General features: G+C 60.9%; 18 protein-coding genes. 8 read left to right on the forward strand and 10 right to left on the reverse strand.

Annotated features, from left to right (window positions below; all coding sequences use genetic code 11):
- Positions 1-860: 860 nt before the first annotated feature.
- On the reverse strand, positions 861-2,297 hold the full coding sequence (locus BBI10_RS12125) for an MFS transporter (RefSeq protein ID WP_065988765.1): 1,437 nt from the start codon (positions 2,295-2,297) through the stop codon (positions 861-863).
- A gap of 114 nt (positions 2,298-2,411) precedes the next feature.
- Here BBI10_RS12125 and BBI10_RS12130 point away from each other — a divergent pair, with 114 nt between their 5' ends.
- Positions 2,412-3,731, forward strand: a complete 1,320-nt coding sequence (locus tag BBI10_RS12130) for an Nramp family divalent metal transporter (protein ID WP_065988766.1) — start codon at positions 2,412-2,414, stop codon at positions 3,729-3,731.
- Between the two features lie 29 nt (positions 3,732-3,760).
- Here BBI10_RS12130 and BBI10_RS12135 read toward each other — a convergent pair whose 3' ends face one another.
- From BBI10_RS12135 to BBI10_RS12140, 3 genes are all read right to left on the reverse strand, one after another.
- Positions 3,761-4,219: a DUF2214 family protein gene (locus BBI10_RS12135; RefSeq protein WP_065988767.1), complete on the reverse strand. Its 459-nt coding sequence runs from the start codon at positions 4,217-4,219 to the stop codon at positions 3,761-3,763.
- A gap of 124 nt (positions 4,220-4,343) precedes the next feature.
- A complete protein-coding gene (locus tag BBI10_RS28220; RefSeq protein ID WP_274605101.1) occupies positions 4,344-4,475 on the reverse strand; it encodes a hypothetical protein in 132 nt (43 codons plus the stop codon).
- 114 nt (positions 4,476-4,589) lie between these two features.
- On the reverse strand, positions 4,590-5,720 hold the full coding sequence (locus BBI10_RS12140; RefSeq protein WP_065988768.1) for a GNAT family N-acetyltransferase/peptidase C39 family protein: 1,131 nt from the start codon (positions 5,718-5,720) through the stop codon (positions 4,590-4,592).
- Positions 5,721-5,809: 89 nt separating this feature from the next.
- On the opposite strand from BBI10_RS12140, the gene BBI10_RS12145 reads away from it, so the two are divergent.
- Positions 5,810-7,393, forward strand: a complete 1,584-nt coding sequence (locus tag BBI10_RS12145; protein ID WP_065988769.1) for a RimK family protein — start codon at positions 5,810-5,812, stop codon at positions 7,391-7,393.
- A gap of 4 nt (positions 7,394-7,397) precedes the next feature.
- Positions 7,398-8,330, forward strand: a complete 933-nt coding sequence (locus BBI10_RS12150) for a magnesium transporter CorA family protein (RefSeq protein WP_065988770.1) — start codon at positions 7,398-7,400, stop codon at positions 8,328-8,330.
- Positions 8,331-8,374: 44 nt separating this feature from the next.
- Here BBI10_RS12150 and pbpG read toward each other — a convergent pair whose 3' ends face one another.
- The 3 genes from pbpG to BBI10_RS12165 form a co-directional block, all read right to left on the reverse strand.
- Entirely contained in the window at positions 8,375-9,310 is a 936-nt protein-coding gene (gene pbpG / locus BBI10_RS12155; protein ID WP_065988771.1) for a D-alanyl-D-alanine endopeptidase, read from the reverse strand.
- Between the two features lie 337 nt (positions 9,311-9,647).
- Positions 9,648-9,830: a hypothetical protein gene (locus BBI10_RS12160; RefSeq protein ID WP_065988772.1), complete on the reverse strand. Its 183-nt coding sequence runs from the start codon at positions 9,828-9,830 to the stop codon at positions 9,648-9,650.
- A 238-nt stretch (positions 9,831-10,068) separates the two neighbouring features.
- Complete coding sequence (locus BBI10_RS12165) at positions 10,069-10,419, reverse strand: hypothetical protein (RefSeq protein ID WP_065988773.1); 351 nt, start codon at positions 10,417-10,419, stop codon at positions 10,069-10,071.
- A gap of 227 nt (positions 10,420-10,646) precedes the next feature.
- Here BBI10_RS12165 and BBI10_RS12170 point away from each other — a divergent pair, with 227 nt between their 5' ends.
- The gene (locus tag BBI10_RS12170) at positions 10,647-11,459 is read left to right on the forward strand and encodes a shikimate 5-dehydrogenase (protein ID WP_065988774.1); all 813 of its coding nucleotides are present in this window, start codon (positions 10,647-10,649) and stop codon (positions 11,457-11,459) included.
- 5 nt (positions 11,460-11,464) lie between these two features.
- Here the strand turns inward: BBI10_RS12170 and BBI10_RS12175 are convergent, their stop codons facing one another.
- Positions 11,465-12,142, reverse strand: coding sequence for a YceH family protein (locus BBI10_RS12175; protein WP_065988775.1), 678 nt, complete (start codon positions 12,140-12,142; stop codon positions 11,465-11,467).
- A gap of 108 nt (positions 12,143-12,250) precedes the next feature.
- On the opposite strand from BBI10_RS12175, the gene BBI10_RS12180 reads away from it, so the two are divergent.
- On the forward strand, positions 12,251-12,760 hold the full coding sequence (locus BBI10_RS12180) for a DUF1993 domain-containing protein (protein ID WP_065988776.1): 510 nt from the start codon (positions 12,251-12,253) through the stop codon (positions 12,758-12,760).
- A 189-nt stretch (positions 12,761-12,949) separates the two neighbouring features.
- The gene (locus BBI10_RS12185; protein WP_065988777.1) at positions 12,950-14,107 is read left to right on the forward strand and encodes an MFS transporter; all 1,158 of its coding nucleotides are present in this window, start codon (positions 12,950-12,952) and stop codon (positions 14,105-14,107) included.
- Here BBI10_RS12185 and nhaR read toward each other — a convergent pair.
- The gene (gene nhaR / locus BBI10_RS12190) at positions 14,104-15,000 is read right to left on the reverse strand and encodes a transcriptional activator NhaR (RefSeq protein ID WP_065988778.1); all 897 of its coding nucleotides are present in this window, start codon (positions 14,998-15,000) and stop codon (positions 14,104-14,106) included. The genes BBI10_RS12185 and nhaR overlap by 4 nt on opposite strands.
- A 117-nt stretch (positions 15,001-15,117) precedes the next feature.
- On the opposite strand from nhaR, the gene BBI10_RS12195 reads away from it, so the two are divergent.
- Positions 15,118-15,882, forward strand: a complete 765-nt coding sequence (locus BBI10_RS12195) for a TerC family protein (protein WP_065988779.1) — start codon at positions 15,118-15,120, stop codon at positions 15,880-15,882.
- Between the two features lie 129 nt (positions 15,883-16,011).
- Here the strand turns inward: BBI10_RS12195 and BBI10_RS27560 are convergent, their stop codons facing one another.
- A complete protein-coding gene (locus tag BBI10_RS27560; protein WP_167355791.1) occupies positions 16,012-16,188 on the reverse strand; it encodes a hypothetical protein in 177 nt (58 codons plus the stop codon).
- 226 nt (positions 16,189-16,414) lie between these two features.
- On the opposite strand from BBI10_RS27560, the gene BBI10_RS12200 reads away from it, so the two are divergent.
- The gene (locus BBI10_RS12200) at positions 16,415-17,116 is read left to right on the forward strand and encodes a peptidase C39 family protein (RefSeq protein WP_244160350.1); all 702 of its coding nucleotides are present in this window, start codon (positions 16,415-16,417) and stop codon (positions 17,114-17,116) included.
- Positions 17,117-17,128 lie beyond the last annotated feature (12 nt).

The raw sequence follows: 17,128 nt of genomic DNA on the forward strand, positions 1-17,128 counted from the left end.
CGCTCCGTGGGCCCGCGCCGAACGGACATCCATGTCCTGACGGCGCTCTCGCCGCATCCATGCGGCTCGGCCCACTCCACGAGACCTGCGTTCAGCCTGCACCCAAGTCGCGATGTGTGTCGTCTGGACTTTTTGTGGAGAAAGATCAAAAGCAACGGCAACGGCAACGGCAACGGCTTCCCGGCTAAAGCCGGTCCTACAGTCGGAGCCAATCCCACTGGATGCATGCGCTGCTCTTAGTGGGACCGGCTTTAGCCGGGAAGAGGCCAGCCCAGGCACCAACAATTTTGCTGATCGCACACCCATACTGTGCGAGCTTGCTCGCGAATGCTTTATCTCTAACACCAAAGATCCGGTGGATGTACCGATCCCTTCGTGAGCAAGCTCACTCCCACAAGTCCCCTAGGCCTGATCTGCTCCTGATCTGCTTTTGATCTGCTTTTGATCTGCTTTTGATCTGCTTGTGATCTGCTCTTGATCTTCACGCGGTAGTCCAGACACCACAGAACGCGACTTGGGTGCAGGCCGAACGCAGACGACGCGCAGTGGGCCGAGCCGCATGGATGCGGCGAGAGCGCCGTCAGGACAGGGATGTCCGTTCGGCGCGGGCCCACGGAGCGTCGTCGGAGTGAGGGTATTCCGACGCAGGAGGAACCTAGCCAGGAGCAAGCACCCTTGGTTACTTGGGGTGCTTTTCCAAGTAACTCGCCGAAGGCGAAACGTCTGCCCCTAGGCAGGCGCTCTTGATCTAAAGGATCTTGATCTTCTCCCAGCCGCACCGCGCAACCGGGGACAGATTAATTTACGGTGAAGCGCTGTAAATAGATCATTCCCCTAGCGATGGTAAATAAATCAGTCCCCTAGCGATGAGCAATATCTTCGAGCGCCAGATTCCGCGTCTTCGGCCCAAACCCCCCGATCGTGATGATCACAATCAACATACTCATCACAATGAACGTCAGCACCCCCGGCGTGCCGAAATGATCCAGAAACAACCCGATCAACAAACTGCTGAACACCGTCGACAGACGACTGAACGAATAACAGAACCCTACCGCCCGGGCGCGGATATTGGTCGGGAACAACTCGCTCTGATACGAGTGATAACTGAAACTCAGCCACGCATTGCAAAACGTAATCATCACCCCGCAAAAAATCAGCCCGACGGCCGTCGTCTGCTGCGCGAACAGCGTGCCGAAAATCATCGAGCCCAACGCCGAGCCGACAATTTGCCACTTATTCTCGAAACGATTGGCGAACTTCACAAACAACAACGGCCCAAGGGGATAGGCGAGGGTGATCACGAAGGCATACGCCAGACTGTGGGTCACGCTCACGCCCTGACCCGACAGCAGCGCAGGCAGCCAGTTACCGAAACCGAAAAAGCCGATCGCCTGGAACACATGAAACACAATCAGCATCAGCGCGCGGCGGCGATACGGCGGTTGCCAGATGTCAGCGAAACGGCCTTTGCCTTCGACCGCCACGTTGTGGGTTTCCGGCTCGTCCAGTGCCTGGCCGTGGTCCTTGAGGCAGCGGGCTTCGAGGTCGTCCATGATCTTTTCGGCCTCGCTGAAGCGGCCGTGTTGCGCCAGCCAGCGCGGCGATTCCGGCAGGCGCGAGCGCAGCCACCAGATGAACAGCGCAAACACTGCACTGGCCAACACCACCCAGCGCCAGCCCGCGATACCGAACGGGTCTTGCGGCACCAGCCACCAGGACATCAATGCCACCGACGGCACCGACAGGAACTGCACGAAAAACGCGAAGGCAAACGCCGAGCTGCGCATGCGCTTGGGCACCAGTTCCGAGAGGTACGCATCGATGGTCACCAGCTCGATGCCCAGGCCGATGCCCACCAGAAAGCGCATGCAGATGATGCCGAGTGCAGAGGTTTGTATGCCCATCAAGACGGTGGCGACGGTGTACCAGATCAGCGCGAAGGTAAAGATCGCGCGGCGGCCGTAGCGGTCGGCGATCGGGCTCAGCAGGCTGGCACCGAGGAACAGTCCCAGAAAGGTGGCCGAGGCGAACGCCGCCTGATCGGAAAAGCCGAACACGCCCTGGGCCCCTGTGGCGAACAGCCCGTCGCGAATCAGACCGGGGCTGATATAGGCGGTCTGAAACAAATCGTAGAGCTCGAAGAAACCGCCAATGGACAACAGCGCCACCAGCTTCCAGATCGTGGCGACGGCGGGCAGTCGGTCGATGCGCGCGGAAATCCGCGCAGCACGTATCGGGTCGACGCCGTCACGGGTCGAATGGGCGTTGTCAGGGCTATCGGGCACGGCATGCATTATTGTTTTTTCCGGATCGGTGAGACGCAGCATGTTAGTGCCCCAGAGATTCAAGACAAAACATTTCTGCACGTTTAAGCTCCGGGACTGACTGCCACCACGTTTCGGATTCCTGTGAAGTACAAACTCCCGACCACGGCCACCGCGCCATTCTGCCCGTCGGCGACCACCGACAGCGTCGCCATTCCCGCCAATGCGTCTTTCCTGCGCAAGCTGATGCTGTTCGTCGGCCCCGGCCTGTTGATTTCCATCGGCTACATGGACCCCGGCAACTGGGCCACCGCCATCGAAGCCGGCTCGCGCTTCGGTTATTCGCTGTTGTTCGTGGTGGTGCTGGCCAGTCTGTCGGGCATGGTGCTGCAGAACCTGTGTTCGCGCCTGGGCATCGCCACCGGCCGCGATCTGGCGCAGCTGTCGTCCGAGCACTACAGCCGCCGGGTCGGCATGGGCCAGTGGGTTCTCGCCGAGCTGTCGATCCTTGCGACCGATCTGGCGGAAGTGCTGGGTGCTGCGCTGGCGTTTCACTTGCTGCTGGGGGTGTCGATCACCACGGGCGTGGCGCTGACGGCGTTTGACACGGTCATCGTGCTGGCCTTGCAGGGCGCCAATTTCCGGCGTCTCGAAGCCATCGTGCTGGGGCTGATCGCGACCATCGCAACGTGTTTCTTTATCGAACTGGTGCTGATCAAGCCGTTCTGGCCGGACGTCGTCGCAGGGCTCAAGCCGTCGTGGGAGATGCTGAGTAATCAGGAACCGCTGTACATCGCCATCGGCATTCTCGGTGCGACCGTGATGCCCCATAACCTGTACCTGCATTCATCGGTGGTGCAGACCCGGGTCAACGGCACGTCGGTGGAAAGCAAGGCCAGCGCCATTCGTTACGCCCGGGTCGACACCATCGCCTCTCTGAGTCTGGCGCTGGTGATCAACGCGGCCATTCTGATTCTGGCGGCTGCCGCGTTCCACGGCACCGGCCACACCGACATCGTGGAAATCCAGGACGCCTACCATCTGCTGGATCCGCTGGTGGGCGGCGCGGTCGCCAGCGTGCTGTTCGGCGTCGCGCTGCTGGCGGCAGGGCAGAGCTCAACGTTCACCGGCACCATCGCCGGCCAAGTGGTGCTGGAAGGTTTTCTCAAGGCGAAGATCCCGTGCTGGCAACGCCGTCTGGCCACCCGCGGCCTGGCGCTGATTCCGGCGTTCATTGGGGTGATCTGGTTCGGCGACGGCGCGGTGGGCAAGATGCTGGTGCTCAGCCAGGTCGTCCTCAGCCTGCAATTGCCCTTCGCGCTGTGGCCGCTCATCCGCTTCACCAGCGACAAACAATTGATGGGCCCGTTCGCCAACAGTCGCCTGACCAAAACCCTGGCCTGGGGCCTGTTCGGATTGATCTCGGGCGCGAACCTGACCCTCATGTATTTCTGGGTGGTCTGACAGACAGAGGTCAGGGCATCGCCCCGGCCTCAACTCAGCAATATCCCCCGCGCCATGCCCGTGGCGGCGATGACGATGATGACCATCAGCAACGCCTCCATGTGGCTGATTCGGGCGAAACGGCGCGACAGGGACGTATCAATGGGCTGGTTCTTTTTGAATGCCATGCGCCATTTGATCAACGCGAACATCGGCACCACTTCCAGCGCGAGAATGGCGACGAACGCCGCCATTTTCAGGTGAAACAGTGGCTGATGCAGGTAATAGTACGAGCCTTTTTCCAGCCCGCCGAACGCCCGAAATGCCCCGGTCACCAGCAGAACCCCTGCTGAGACGCCCCAGATATTGTCGACCACGAACACATCCCTGAACGATCTCGGATCGTCCGTGCGCAGCCGCCGCAACGCCCGTCCCCTCGCCAGCACCGCCGCTATCGCAAAACCGAACGCCAGCAGGTGCAACGCAGCCAGTACCCATTTGATGAGCATGTTTGAACTCCCCCGAGCGATGTGCGAAGCAAGCGTCACCTGCACAAGCGTAGCGGGTCGTTGGCGTTACGCCTTGACCGATCAAGTGGGGCAAGAAAAATAATCCGTCGGGGGGCGCCGTCGCTCATTTCTGCAGGTGGCGTCGTTTTTCCAGGCGTGGCTTGCGACGCGGATGAACGAAATCAAAGTAAAACGCCGAAAGTCCAAATACCGCTATCACCGAAACAATCACCAGACCGATCACCGAGTTATCCATCACGGCTATTCCACCCATCGCCTAAAGGCCGAACGCCTATTCATTCCGTTTGCCGGTGCTACTGCAATCAATACGACGGGATCTTTACGCGAACGACGTCTTGACTGACGCCGTTTATATAGGCGCGTGCCCCTGCGGCTGCCCCTCTGGATATAGAACAACCGCTGCGCGAAGTTTGTCGGCACCAAAACAACTCATGCCGGCGAACTCTTTATGACTGACCGGCATGTATTGGCAGTCCATGGCCTGACGCTGTTGGCTGTGATCAATGTCGGGGTCGTGCAAGTAAACGAAATCGTCATCGCACCCCGTGACCAGCACCCAGTGCGGTGCCTTGGAACGGGTCAACCGATAGCTGCTGATCAGCACCAGCGCCAGACCGTGGTCCTGTTGCAGTTGCCAGAGATTGAGCGGCGCACTGCCCAGTTGACGGACTGCGCTTTCAGCCAGCTCGCGGCTGAATTCCTCATGCACCAGGCGCATGACTTCGCGCTTTTCTTCGCTGCGCACACCGGCGAGAAACAACGGCCCGCGCACTGACACCTGCAGGCCGACCTCGAATCCACGGCGCAACGCCGCCAGCGCCAGACCCTGGGGGCTGCAACCGCCATGGCCGGAGGTCATGAACACCGTGGTCGCCTCGCGCCAGATCTGCAGTTCCTCGTGACGCTGCATTGCGCGCGGCGGTTGCAGGGCTTTCATGGCCATCAGCAGGCAAGCCGGACCGCAGCTGAAGTCCAGCGTTTGCGGGTAATAGGGCACGTGGCGAGTGACGCCGGTGGCGTGTTCGCGGATGCGTTTTTCGTAGCGCAATGCCGGGGCGTGGTCTTCGTAGTAGTCGTCGATGCGGTCGAACAGCCGATAGCCGTTGCGCTCGTAAAGACGAACCGCCGGGGCGTTGTCCGGCCGGACTTCGAGCCGCAAATAGGCACACTCACGCTCAAGGGCATGCTGTTCAGCCTGGGCCAACAGGTGCTTCCCGAGGCCCTGACCCCGGGCATCGTCGCTGATCGCCAGGGAATAAAGCCGGCCCAGAGAAGTGCCGCGATGAAACAGCACCAGCGCATAACCGGCCAGGCGTTGTTCGGGATGATCACCCAGCGCCACGATCAATCGCGCGTTGGCCCGCGTGACCATCCAGTGAAAGCTGCGCGCATTCAGGCGGTCGGATTCAAAGCACTGGTTTTCCAGCACCAGCAGTTCGTCCACATCGGCCGGCTGGGCGAGGCGATATATAAAGTTCATGTCAGGCACCGTAAAGAGTGAGTAACGAAACGGGACATTTCTACAAAGCCATGTTTTATAGAAAGGACTGTTTCCCGAAGGATCAACTCATGAATGCGGTGCCGGTGAAGACCGACGAAGTATCAGCACAACCTCAGCGTTCGGCAACTTTAAATGTCAATCCGCTGAAACCTGTTTCAACCCGAAGCCAACTGTTGATTGTGGTGGAGCGGCTCGAAGACTGGTCGTCTTACTTGCCCAGCGAACACTTGATCAGCGCCCAGGACTATCTTGAAAACCCGCCTCAGAACAATGCCGGTCAGCGGGTGCAGGTGATTAACCTGTGCCGCAGTTATCGCTACCTCGGCCACGGCTATTACTGCTCGCTGCTGGCCGAAGCCCGGGGTCACCACGTGATTCCATCGGTGAAAACCATCAGCGAGCTGACCCGCAAATCCCTCTACGGCCTGGCGCTGGATGACCTCGACAAGCGCCTCGAACACGCGCTGCGTGACCATCCGTACGACGAAACCGAAGGCTTCACCCTGAGCCTGTATTTCGGTCAGACCGATCTCGCGCCGTTGCAGGATATGGCCCGTCAGCTGTTCGAGGCGTTTCCGGCGCCGATCCTGCTGGTGGAGTTTCGCAAGCGCGACAACTGGCACATCGTCGGCATCAAGACCGGCGCCTTGACCCGCCTGCGCGATCATCAGCAGGACCAGTTCGCCCAGTCCCTGGACAGTTTCAGCCGCAAGATCTGGCGCCAGCCGCGGTCACGTCGCACCTATCGCTACGACCTGGCGATTCTGCACGACCCGCAGGAAGCGCTGCCGCCGTCCAACCCCAAGGCGCTGGACAACTTCATCCGCGTCGGCCAGCAACTGGGCGTGGACGTCGAGCTGATCGAGAAGAAGGACTACTCACGGCTGGCTGAATACGACGCGCTGCTGATCCGCGAGACCACCAGCGTCGACAACCACACCTACCGCTTCGCCAAGAAGGCCGAGAGCGAAGGGCTGGTGGTGATGGATGACCCGGCGTCAATCCTGCGCTGCACCAACAAGGTCTACCTGACCGACCTGCTCAAGAGCCACAAACTGGGCATGCCGGCCACGGAGATCCTTTACAAGGAGCGACCGGACGACCTGAAGCAGGTGGCGGCGAGACTGGGTTTCCCGCTGGTGCTGAAAATACCCGACGGCTGCTTTTCCAAGGGCGTGATCAAAGTGCAGGACGCGAAGCAGTTGCAGGATGCGGCGCGGGAGCTGTTCGAGCACTCGGTGCTGCTGCTGGCCCAGGAATACCTCTACACCGAATATGACTGGCGCATTGGCGTGCTCAATCGCAAGCCAGTGTTCGCCTGTCAGTACTTCATGTCCAAGGGGCACTGGCAGATTTACAACCACAAGGCCATCGACGCGGAGATCAACGGCGAGTGCCGCACCCTGGCCGTTCATGATGCGCCGCGCGCCGTGGTGGACCTGGCGGTGAAGACTGCCAACCTGATCGGCGATGGGCTGTATGGCGTCGACTTGAAGCAATCCGGCGACCGCGTGGTGGTGATCGAAGTCAACGACAACCCCAACCTCGACGCCGGCATCGAAGACGCTTGGCTGCAGGACGACTTGTACGCGCTGGTGCTGGAGGAGTTCATTCGCCGGCTCGACATCAAACGTCGCGGTCTGGCGGGTTAGGGCGGTGGTCAAGGGTCACCGCCTTGAGGCGGGCCGGTTACGGGAATGCGCCGAAGCCGATGCGAGTGTGCTGTGGTTCAGCGATCCGGACTCAGCGGAAAAGACCCTGCTGCTGGAGCGCTTCAATCTGGACGACCACGCCCTGGCCTCGGCGCTCGACCCGGACGAGGTGTCGCGCATCGAGTTTCACCCGGACGCGCTGTTCATGATCTGGAAGCGCCCGGAAAACTACTCGGGCAAGGACACCTTTTCCTTCGACGTGTCGTCGTTCGGGGTGCTGCTCAGCCCCCATCACATGGTCCTGATCTGCGCCGACAACAAGCAGATCAGCGGCCTGGGACTGCACCGGCCCATGCACACGTTGCTCGACGTGCTGCTGGAGGTGCTGTTCCACAACATCCATCATTATCTGGGTCACCTCAAGGTGATCAAGATGATCGCCCGGGAACTGCAACAGCAGTTCAATGCCTCAATGGACAGCCGCCATCTGGTGCAGATGTTCAACCTGAGCGAAAGCCTGGTCTATTACATCAACGCCATCGACAGCAACGGCTCGGTGCTGACGCGCCTGCGCAATCATGCGCACAAACATCAGTTTTCCGGCGACAGCCTGGCGCTGATCGAAGACATGATCATCGAGAACGAGCAGTGCCATAAACAGGCGAACATCTATTCCACGGTGTTCGCCAGCCTGATGGACGCGCGGGGCAATCTGGTCAACAACAACACCAACAATCTGTTGCGCAAGCTGACGTTGATCAATGTGGTGTTCTTGCCATTGAATCTGGTGGCGGGGATTGGCGGGATGTCGGAATTCAGCATGATGACCACGCCCGTCCCGTGGTGGGTCAGTTACCCGGCATTGCTGGTCGGCATGGCCGGACTGGGCGTGGGGATGGTGGTGATACTCAAGCGCATGGCGCGGGCGAGTCAGTGATCAGTGGGAGCCCGGCGGGTTCCCACTGAACGTGGCGGGAGGTGTTATTCCGACGCCTGCAAACCTTTCTGCCTCAGCACCTGATTCTTTTCTTTCTTGTACTGCAGGGCGACTTCCGGCGCCGGACCGCTTTTGCCGGTCTCCATCCACAAGCGCATGCGGCTGGCATCGGCGAAGTGGGTGTATTTGCCGAAGGCATCGAGAATCACCACCGACACAGGACGATTGGCCATGCTGGTCAACAGCACCAGGCAGTGGCCGGCCTGGTTGGTGAAGCCGGTCTTGGTCAGCTTGATGTCCCAGTTGGATTTACGCACCAGGTGGTCAGTGTTGCTGAAGCCGAGGATGTAATTCGGCTTGCGGAAGGTCACGGTTTTCTCCGGCGTGGTGCTCAGCTCGCGCAGCATCGGGTAGTTGCGTGCGGCGAGGGCCAGCTTGGTCAGATCCCGCGCGGTGGAAACGTTGTAGACCGACAGGCCGGTGGGCTCCATGTACACGGTGTGGTTCATGCCGAGCGCCTTGGCCTTGGCATTCATCGCCCGGATGAAGGCCGGGTAGCCGCCCGGGTAGCTGTGGGCCAGGCTCGCCGCGGCGCGGTTTTCCGACGACATCAGGGTGATCAGCATCATGTCGTGGCGGTTCAGCTCACTGCCCAGCTTGACCCGGGAGAACACGCCTTTCATTTCGGCGGTCTGGGAGATGTCGACCTTGATCATCTCGTCCATGGGCAGCTTGGCGTCGAGGGTGACCATCGCGGTCATCAGCTTGGTCACCGAGGCGATCGGCACGACGATGTCGGGGTTGCTCGCGTACAGCACCTGACCCGTTTGCAGGTCGGTAATCATGGCGCTGCCGGAAGCCAGATGCAGATTGGCCGGATCGCGATTGAAGGTCGGTGATTCTTTGGCCAGTGTGACGGTGGAAAGTGCGCAGCCTGTAAGTGCAAATAATAGGCCGATGACGGTTGGGCGGATTTTCAAGAGCAACGCTCACTTAATGATGGAAATAGCGTGGAACGTCGGACTTTCTTCAAGGACGACAACACGTTTGGCGCATTTTAGGAGCAAGTTTCTGAAGTTGTCGATGGGCTGGCGCGGGGTTTCGTTAATAAACCGCTGTTGTATAGCTCAGGTTCAGGTGGCGGATCCAAAAAGCCTGTATTTAAAAGGGTCGAATTGCTGTTTATGGCGCGCCTGACGGTCATGGCCGCGCATCAAAACCGGATTGGCTCGCAAAAAAAAGCCCGCGTCATTAAAGAGGCGGGCTAAAGGGGTGTGCGGAGCAACGCACGATTCGCAGGGATAAGGGAACAGGGTTTCAGCTGTTGAGCGGGGGGTGTTCAAGCTGCTGCGACAGCGCTTGCGCGGCCGGCAGTGAAGGCAAAGGGCCGCTGACGGGTTCGCCATCGTGCATCAAGTACCAGCACGCCAGCAGACCGCGCTCACGAAGCTGGGCGGGTACTGCGCTGCCGACAACCGACATGATTTGTACCTTGGTCATAGGGGCCTCCATCAATCTATGGCGCCACTGTACGGCGCGACCGGTTGATCCAGAAATCAACGCGCTCGATAGTCGTCATTGATGAGCGGGTAGGGGCGGTGATGGAACAGGTTTCTAGACCGCACTTGCATCCGGTATAAGCGCCCGGACACAAAAACCCCGCCGGAGGGGCGGGGTCAGTGTTACGTGAGGCTGGAGCTGATAACGCCACAGCCCTCAGGCCAGGAGCAAACCGCTGTTACCAGCGACCGCCACCGTGGTAGTAGCCCGGTGGTGGGCCGTAATAACGTGGCGGGCCGTAGTAACGCGGGGCGTAGACGACCGGGCGTTCAACGACATAAGCCGGCTGGTAGTAAACCGGCGGCGGTGGCGGTGGCGCGTAATAAACCGGCGCCGGGGCCGAGTAGTACACAGGAGCGGGCGACGCATAAACCGGACCGGACGCCACTGCCGCGCCGACGACACCGCCGACGACCGCGCCGATCACGGCTGCTCCACCCCAGCCCGGGCCGCCGCCATGGGCTTCAGCCTGGCCTGCCAGGGCGAGGGCGCCTAACAACAGGGCAACTTTGGGGATCTGACGAATCATGACTGTTCCTCGGTGTTCAGTCCCGTTGTCGCGAGCCTGCGTTACGCTCAGGCACTGCCACGGGATAACTTCTCAGACAACGGTTCAGGAAATATCTGCGAGGCCGTTGCGTAAATTTTGTGTAAGGTATTCGACAACTTTAATAACAACAGCTGTGCCCATTCCGGCGAAGCGTTGCGATTCTACGCCTTTCCCCAGGCGTCTTCTAATACCACTCGGGAGATTTCATGTTGGTCACTGCCAGTAAGGAAACGCGGTTGTGCATGTCACTGGCCGGACGTCCGGGCAACTTCGGCGTGCGCTTCCATAACCACCTCTATCAACAGTTGGGCTTGAACTTCTATTACAAGGCTTTCTCGCCGACCGACCTGTCCGCCGCCATCGCCGGCATGCGTTCATTGGGCATTCGCGGGTGCGGCGTGTCGATGCCTTTCAAAGAAGCGTCTCTTGAGCTGGTCGATGAACTGGACGCGTCCGCCGCCGCCATTCAATCCATCAACACCATCGTTAATACCGATGGCCATTTGAAAGCGTACAACACCGATTACATTGCCATCGCCCAACTGGTGGACACCCATGAAGTGCCGCGCACGCGATTTGCGCTGCGTGGCAGTGGCGGCATGGCCAAGGCCGTCGCCTGCGCCCTGCGCGACGCCGGTTTCACCGACGGGCTGATCGTGGCGCGCAACGAGCAGGCGGGCAGGGCGCTCGCGCAGACGTGCGGCTTTGCGTGGCAAGCCGAACTGGGCAGTGAACGCCCGCCGCTGCTGGTGAACGTCACCCCGCTGGGTATGGCCGGTGATCAGGCCGAGGCGCTGGCTTTTGAGGTGTCCGCCCTCGAACACGCCGACTTAGCATTTGACGTCGTCGCCACGCCGGCGCGCACGCCGTTCATCGTCGAGGCCGAGCGGCTCGGCAAACGCCTGATCACCGGCGACCAGGTCGCGGCAATCCAGGCCCTGGAGCAGTTCATTCTTTACACCGGTGTGACGCCAACCCAGGAGCAGTATCAGGCAGCCGCCGCGTTCGCGCGGGGCTAGCGCGCTTACCCCTCCAGCAACGCCAGCCGTTCTTCCAGCGCAGCGATACGGGCTTCGAGGGCTTCGACGCGCTCGGCCAGCGCCGAACTGCCCGGGCTGGCTGAACTGCTGCGCTCGGTCGGGTGTGCCCGGGCGGCGAGGATTGTCTCCCTGTCAGCCGGATCGCCCAGTGCGTGCAGGTAGCGGTCTTCGCGCTGGCCTGCCTGTTTCGGGATCAATACCGCCAGCCCACGGCCTATGAGCCGGTCAAGCTGATGCACCACCGCGTCGGCGTCTTCGAAGTCGTGCATGCGGTTGCTGCGGGTCAGCAGCTCGTTGACGGTTTGCGGGCCACGCAGCAACAGCAGGCCGGTGAGGATGAGTTGCGCCGGCACCAGCTCCAGCGTCTTGTCGACGCGCTGTTCCCAGCGGTCCGCCCGGCTGCCCATGACCAGGCGCGTCAGTTGCAGGCTTTCCAGCGCGCGCAGGCTTTGGCCGACCTGGCCGGGCGTCAGGTTCATCACCGGCTCGCGACTGGTCTTCTGGTTACAGGCCAGCACCAGGGCGTTGAGGGTCAGGGGGTAAGTCTCGGGATGGCTGGCCTGCTTCTCGATCAGACAGCCCAGAATGCGCACTTCGGTGCTGCTCAACTGCAGCGCATCCGAGGCTTCAACGGTGTTTTCGGAATCCAGCTCGTCAGACATGACCCATTCCCCAAGCGTTGAAAAGGCTATGAGGGTAGGGGCTGGATGAGGTAAAAGACAAGCCGCGTTCGCGTCCGCCTCCGTGCGACTCATTTCCCAGGAACTGCCATGACCCTTTCTCTTTACGCCGCTTCGATTCCTGTCTTCAAGCAAATGCTCACCGCCCTCGGCGCCGTGCTGGCCAAAGGCGAAGCCCACGCCACTGCAAAAAACATTCAGCCCGATGCCCTGCTGCAGGCGCGTCTGTTCCCTGACATGTTCCCACTGGTGCGTCAGGTGCAAATCGCCGTTGATTTCGCCAAAGGCGCCGGCGCACGACTGGCAGGCCTTGAGCCGCCGAAGTACGAAGACACCGAAACCACCTTTGCCGACCTGCAAGCGCTGCTGACCAAAGTGCTGGCGTTCCTCGACACGATCAAGGCCGAACAGGTCGATGGCAACGAAGCGCGCGAAATCGTGCTGCGCCCGGGCACCGAAAAAGAAAAGCGTCTGGACACCCAGACCTACCTGCTGCATTACTCGCTGCCGCAGTTCTTCTTCCACGTCACCACCGCTTATGACCTGCTGCGCCACAACGGCGTGGAAGTCGGCAAGCGCGACTACATGGGCGCTTACTGATCGGTCAGACTGCCTGACGCGATCACGGCCTGATTGCATCGCTGCCCGGCGCTAACCGGGCAGCGACACGTGTTTCGTCCGGCGTCTGCCAGCCAGACGCACGGCTCTGATACCCTCCGCATCCTGATTCACGCCACATCCGATCGACCGCTCCGCAAGGACTGGTCGTTTTGTCGTTCTGGAGATTTCATGTTCTTCCCCATCTACCTGCTGTCGGCCGCCGGCTTTACCGTGCTGACCACAGAGTTCGTCATCGTCGGTCTGCTGCCCGCGATCGCCCGCGACCTGGCCGTCACCATCCCCCAGGCCGGCTTGCTGGTCACGCTGTTCGCCTTTACGGTGGCCTGCTTCGGGCCGTTCCTGACCGCGTATTTCTCGCGCTTCGAGCGCAAGCGCCTGTTCATTTCGGTGCTGATCATGTTTGGCGTCTCAAACGTTGTTGCAGCGCTGGCCCCCAACATCTGGGTGATGGCCGCCGCGCGGCTGATCCCGGCCCTCGGGCTGCCGGTGTTCTGGGCCCTGGCCAGCGAAACCGCCGTGGACATCGTCGGACCGAAGCATGCCGGCCGCGCGATTGCCAAGATCGGCTTCGGCATCGTCTGCGCCACGGTGTTCGGCATCCCCGTCGGCACCTTGATCTCGGACGCCATCGGCTGGCGCAGCGCCTTCGCCGTCCTCGCGGTGATGGCGTTCGCCAAGGCGTTGCTGCTGTTCATTTACCTGCCCCGCAGCGTGCACAAGGATCAGGCCTCCTTCCGCAGCCAGTTCCGGATTCTGCGCAGTCCTTTGATGCAAGGCCACGTGCTGCTGTCGGTGCTGGTTTTCAGCGGCATGTTCACCGCGTACACCTACCTGGCGGACATGCTCGAGCGACTCGCCGGGTTCAACGGCACTGTGGTCGGCTGGTGCCTGATGGGCTTCGGCGCTGTGGGCTTGCTGGGTAATTCCCTGGGCGGGCGCCTGGTGGACCGCCATCCGCTGATCGCCAGCCTGACCTTCTGCACTTTCATGATCGGCGGTATGGTCATGGTGGTGCCGAGCATGCACTCGCTGCCTGCGCTGGCCCTGGCGCTGGCCGTGTGGGGCGCGACCCAGGCGGCGCTGTTTCTGGTCAGCCATGTGCGGCTGATGAAAGCCGCGCCACAGGCCCCGGCCTTCGCCGCCTCGTTGAACATCGCGGGGGCCAATCTGGGCATCGGCATTGGCGCGATCATCGGCGGACGGGTGATCGATCACCTGGGCATCGGCAGCCTGGGCTTCGCGGCGGCCGGCATCATCCTGCTGTCGATTCTGCTGGCCTTGCTGCTGATGACAGTCCGCCCAACCCCGGCGACCTGCGACGCCTAGTCCGGGAACAACTGGCGGCGTGCGCCTTCAGTGATCGCCACAATGCCGGGATGCTTGACCTTGCGCTCCACCGAGATCGCGTAGAACGACTCGGTCACGGCGTCGGTGTGACCGATCAGCTCGACGTCATATTGCTCGATCACCTCATCGGCGATCACGCTCGGCGCAATGAAAATCCCGCTGCCGGACTTGCCGAAGGCCTTCATCAGGGCGCTGTCGTCGAACTCGCCGACGATCTTCGGCTGGATATTCTGCTCGGCGAACCAGCGCATCAGCCGGCTGCGTACCACCGTTTGCTGGCCCGGAACCAGCAGCGGCGCGCCTTGCATGCCGTGGGGGAAGTGCTTGCCGTACAGGGCGGCGAGGGCGCGGGTGGCGAAAAAACTCACGCCGCATTCGCCGAGCTTCTGGCTATAGCCTTTAATGTCCAGATGAGAAGGCATGGGACTGTCGGAAATGACCAGGTCCAGGCGCTGAATCGCGAGGTCCGCCAGCAAGCGTTCGAGCTGGTCTTCCCGGCAACTGATGCGCACGAGTTCGTTGAGCGCCATGCTCGGCGCGATGAGACGATAGACGATGGACTTGGGCACGACATCGGCGACGCCGACGCGAAAGAGGATTTGCTGCTCGTCGGGCTGGGCGCTCAGAACGGCTTCGAGTTCCCCACCCAGCTGGAACATCTGTTCGGCATAGGGCAGGGCAACGCGACCGGTTTCGGTCAGCTCCAGTTGACGGCCCACGCGCTTGAACAGCTCGACGCCGTAGGTCTGCTCCAGCAGGCTGATCTGCCCGCTGATGGTCTGGGGCGTGAGGTTCAATTGCTCGCAGGCGCGGACAATACTGCCGGTCTTGGCCACGACCCAGAAATAGTGCAGCTGTCGGTAATTGAGCATGGGCGCTGTCACTTCGTAAAAACCGAAGTATACGCCTGAAAAATACGAATTTTGCTGAAGTGTTTCCGTCCCTAGAATGCTGCCCTATCCCCTGAACTGATCCTGGACACTCGCTATATGGAATATCTTCTGGAACTGGCTGCAAGCCCAACGGCATGGATCGCTCTGGCGACACTGGTCGTCATGGAAATCGTGCTCGGTATCGACAACCTCATTTTTATCTCGATTCTCACCAACAAGCTGCCGGTTCATCAGCGTACCAAGGCGCGCCGGATCGGTATCAGCATGGCGTTGATCCTGCGTCTGGGCCTGCTGACCACCGTGGCCTGGATTGTCCAGCTGACCGCGCCTGTGGTCGAAGTGTTCGGGCAGACCTTCTCCTGGAAGGACATGATCCTCATCGCCGGTGGCCTCTTCCTGGTCTGGAAGGCAACCACCGAGATCCACCACAGCGTCGACATAAAGAGCGAAGCCGAAAAAGCCGCTTCCAGCGCCGTCACGCTGGGCATGGCTGCCGCGATCGGTCAGATCCTGATGCTTGACCTGGTGTTTTCCATCGACAGTATCGTCACCGCCGTTGGCATGACCGAGCACTTGCCGATCATGGTGATCGCCGTGATCGCCGCCGTGGTTGTGATGCTGGTGGCGTCGGAGCCCCTCGCCAAGTTCATCAACGACAACCCGACCGTGGTTATGCTGGCGCTGGGCTTCCTGATCATGATCGGCATGACTCTGATCGCCGAAGGCTTCGGCGCCCACGTTCCGAAAGGCTACGTGTACACCGCGATGGCGTTCTCGGCCCTGATTGAAGTGCTGAACATGCTGGTTCGTCGGTCCCGCCAGCGCCGCCTGGACGCCGAAGCCCAAGCTCAGAAGGTCTGACGCCTGGACGGCTCCGCCTGGCTATCGAGGGCGGGGCCGTAAAAAAGTAGACCAATAAAAACGGTCGGGAATGGGATGCCATTACCGACCGTTTTCGTCTGTCCTTTCCGCGTTCACGTCGTCACATCGTCAGTGCGCCGTGACAGGACGGATTTTGCGTTGTGCACGCTCTACGGATTTCGCGGCTTCGGTTTCCCGATAATGCGGATGATGGCGACGCGAGATGCGCATCACCCCCCACAACATGGCAGCCGCAACGGCCAGCCAGGCAGCGATCAACATCACAATGGTCATTCCGAGGCTCATGGCTTCCTCCGGCTCTTCTCTTCGTCTCTTAGTTACCGACAGTCTAGTCTCGCTGTTGTTGCCAAAAATTGACCGGTGGTAGGAATTGCATGACCGATTCGTTCTATCCACTCGCGTTGACAGCGCTTCGGGCTATACCACAATCGGTGGCGGCTCTATCATCCGCGTTCCGGCCGGATCTCGGGATTCGTTGCCATCAGTCAAGTGAGTGAAGAACGTGCGGGCATTGACGCGATTGGATAGCGTTGCAAGTCGACGCAAATGGCTGGCGCTTGCCGCCGTGCTGGTCTTGGCAGGCTGCTCGAACGCCCACAACTGGAAGCCCGGCTACCCGCCGATGTACAAGGCACTGCCCGACCGAGTGGAAATCAACGCGGTGCCGTCGTTCCGGGGCAAGGATTACCAGAGCGGACCGTTCGCGCTGGCCAGCATGCTGACCGTGCATGGCGTCCAGACCACGCCGGGCCTGCTGGAAAAGCCGCTGAAACTGCCGGGCGCCGAAGACAAGCTCGACCGCAGCATGCTGAATCTGGCCCGCGAATACGGCTTTGTGGTGTATCCCGTCGACCATGGTCTCCCGGACCTGCTGGCCCAGGTGTCGGCGGGGTATCCAGTCATGGTGCGGTTTTCGGACGGCTCCCTGTTGTGGAAAGAGCAGCGCTACGGGGTGCTGGTCGGGTTCGATCAGAACAAGCGCACGGTGCTGATCTATACCGGGCCAGGGCGGGTGACGACGAGCTTCGATTCGTTTACCTCGGACTGGAACGACGCCGGCAACTGGGCCGTGCTGATCCAGAGCCCGCGTCAGGTGCCAGTGCCGGTCGACCGTGAACGCTGGCTGAAAGCCGCCAATGATCTGGCCCAGGCCGGGCAAGAACAGGCGGCGGGCGAGGCGGTCAAGGCGCTGAACAATCCGGCCGCCCGTTAACGGTTGGTCGTT

The organism is Pseudomonas graminis (genome assembly GCF_001705435.1).
GTDB lineage: Bacteria > Pseudomonadota > Gammaproteobacteria > Pseudomonadales > Pseudomonadaceae > Aquipseudomonas > Aquipseudomonas graminis_B.

What these genes read in the sequence shown, in the direction of transcription:
- BBI10_RS12175 (WP_065988775.1), bottom strand. Translation starts at nt 12,142, where the DNA reads ATGTCTGACGAGCTGGATTCCGAAAACACCGTTGAAGCCTCGGATGCG.
- BBI10_RS12140 (WP_065988768.1), bottom strand. Translation starts at nt 5,720, where the DNA reads ATGAACTTTATATATCGCCTCGCCCAGCCGGCCGATGTGGACGAACTG.
- BBI10_RS28220 (WP_274605101.1), bottom strand. Translation starts at nt 4,475, where the DNA reads ATGGATAACTCGGTGATCGGTCTGGTGATTGTTTCGGTGATAGCGGTA.
- BBI10_RS12185 (WP_065988777.1), top strand. Translation starts at nt 12,950, where the DNA reads ATGTTCTTCCCCATCTACCTGCTGTCGGCCGCCGGCTTTACCGTGCTG.
- BBI10_RS12160 (WP_065988772.1), bottom strand. Translation starts at nt 9,830, where the DNA reads ATGACCAAGGTACAAATCATGTCGGTTGTCGGCAGCGCAGTACCCGCC.
- BBI10_RS12195 (WP_065988779.1), top strand. Translation starts at nt 15,118, where the DNA reads ATGGAATATCTTCTGGAACTGGCTGCAAGCCCAACGGCATGGATCGCT.
- BBI10_RS27560 (WP_167355791.1), bottom strand. Translation starts at nt 16,188, where the DNA reads ATGAGCCTCGGAATGACCATTGTGATGTTGATCGCTGCCTGGCTGGCC.
- BBI10_RS12125 (WP_065988765.1), bottom strand. Translation starts at nt 2,297, where the DNA reads ATGCATGCCGTGCCCGATAGCCCTGACAACGCCCATTCGACCCGTGAC.
- BBI10_RS12145 (WP_065988769.1), top strand. Translation starts at nt 5,810, where the DNA reads ATGAATGCGGTGCCGGTGAAGACCGACGAAGTATCAGCACAACCTCAG.
- nhaR (WP_065988778.1), bottom strand. Translation starts at nt 15,000, where the DNA reads ATGCTCAATTACCGACAGCTGCACTATTTCTGGGTCGTGGCCAAGACC.
- BBI10_RS12165 (WP_065988773.1), bottom strand. Translation starts at nt 10,419, where the DNA reads ATGATTCGTCAGATCCCCAAAGTTGCCCTGTTGTTAGGCGCCCTCGCC.
- BBI10_RS12135 (WP_065988767.1), bottom strand. Translation starts at nt 4,219, where the DNA reads ATGCTCATCAAATGGGTACTGGCTGCGTTGCACCTGCTGGCGTTCGGT.
- BBI10_RS12170 (WP_065988774.1), top strand. Translation starts at nt 10,647, where the DNA reads ATGTTGGTCACTGCCAGTAAGGAAACGCGGTTGTGCATGTCACTGGCC.
- BBI10_RS12180 (WP_065988776.1), top strand. Translation starts at nt 12,251, where the DNA reads ATGACCCTTTCTCTTTACGCCGCTTCGATTCCTGTCTTCAAGCAAATG.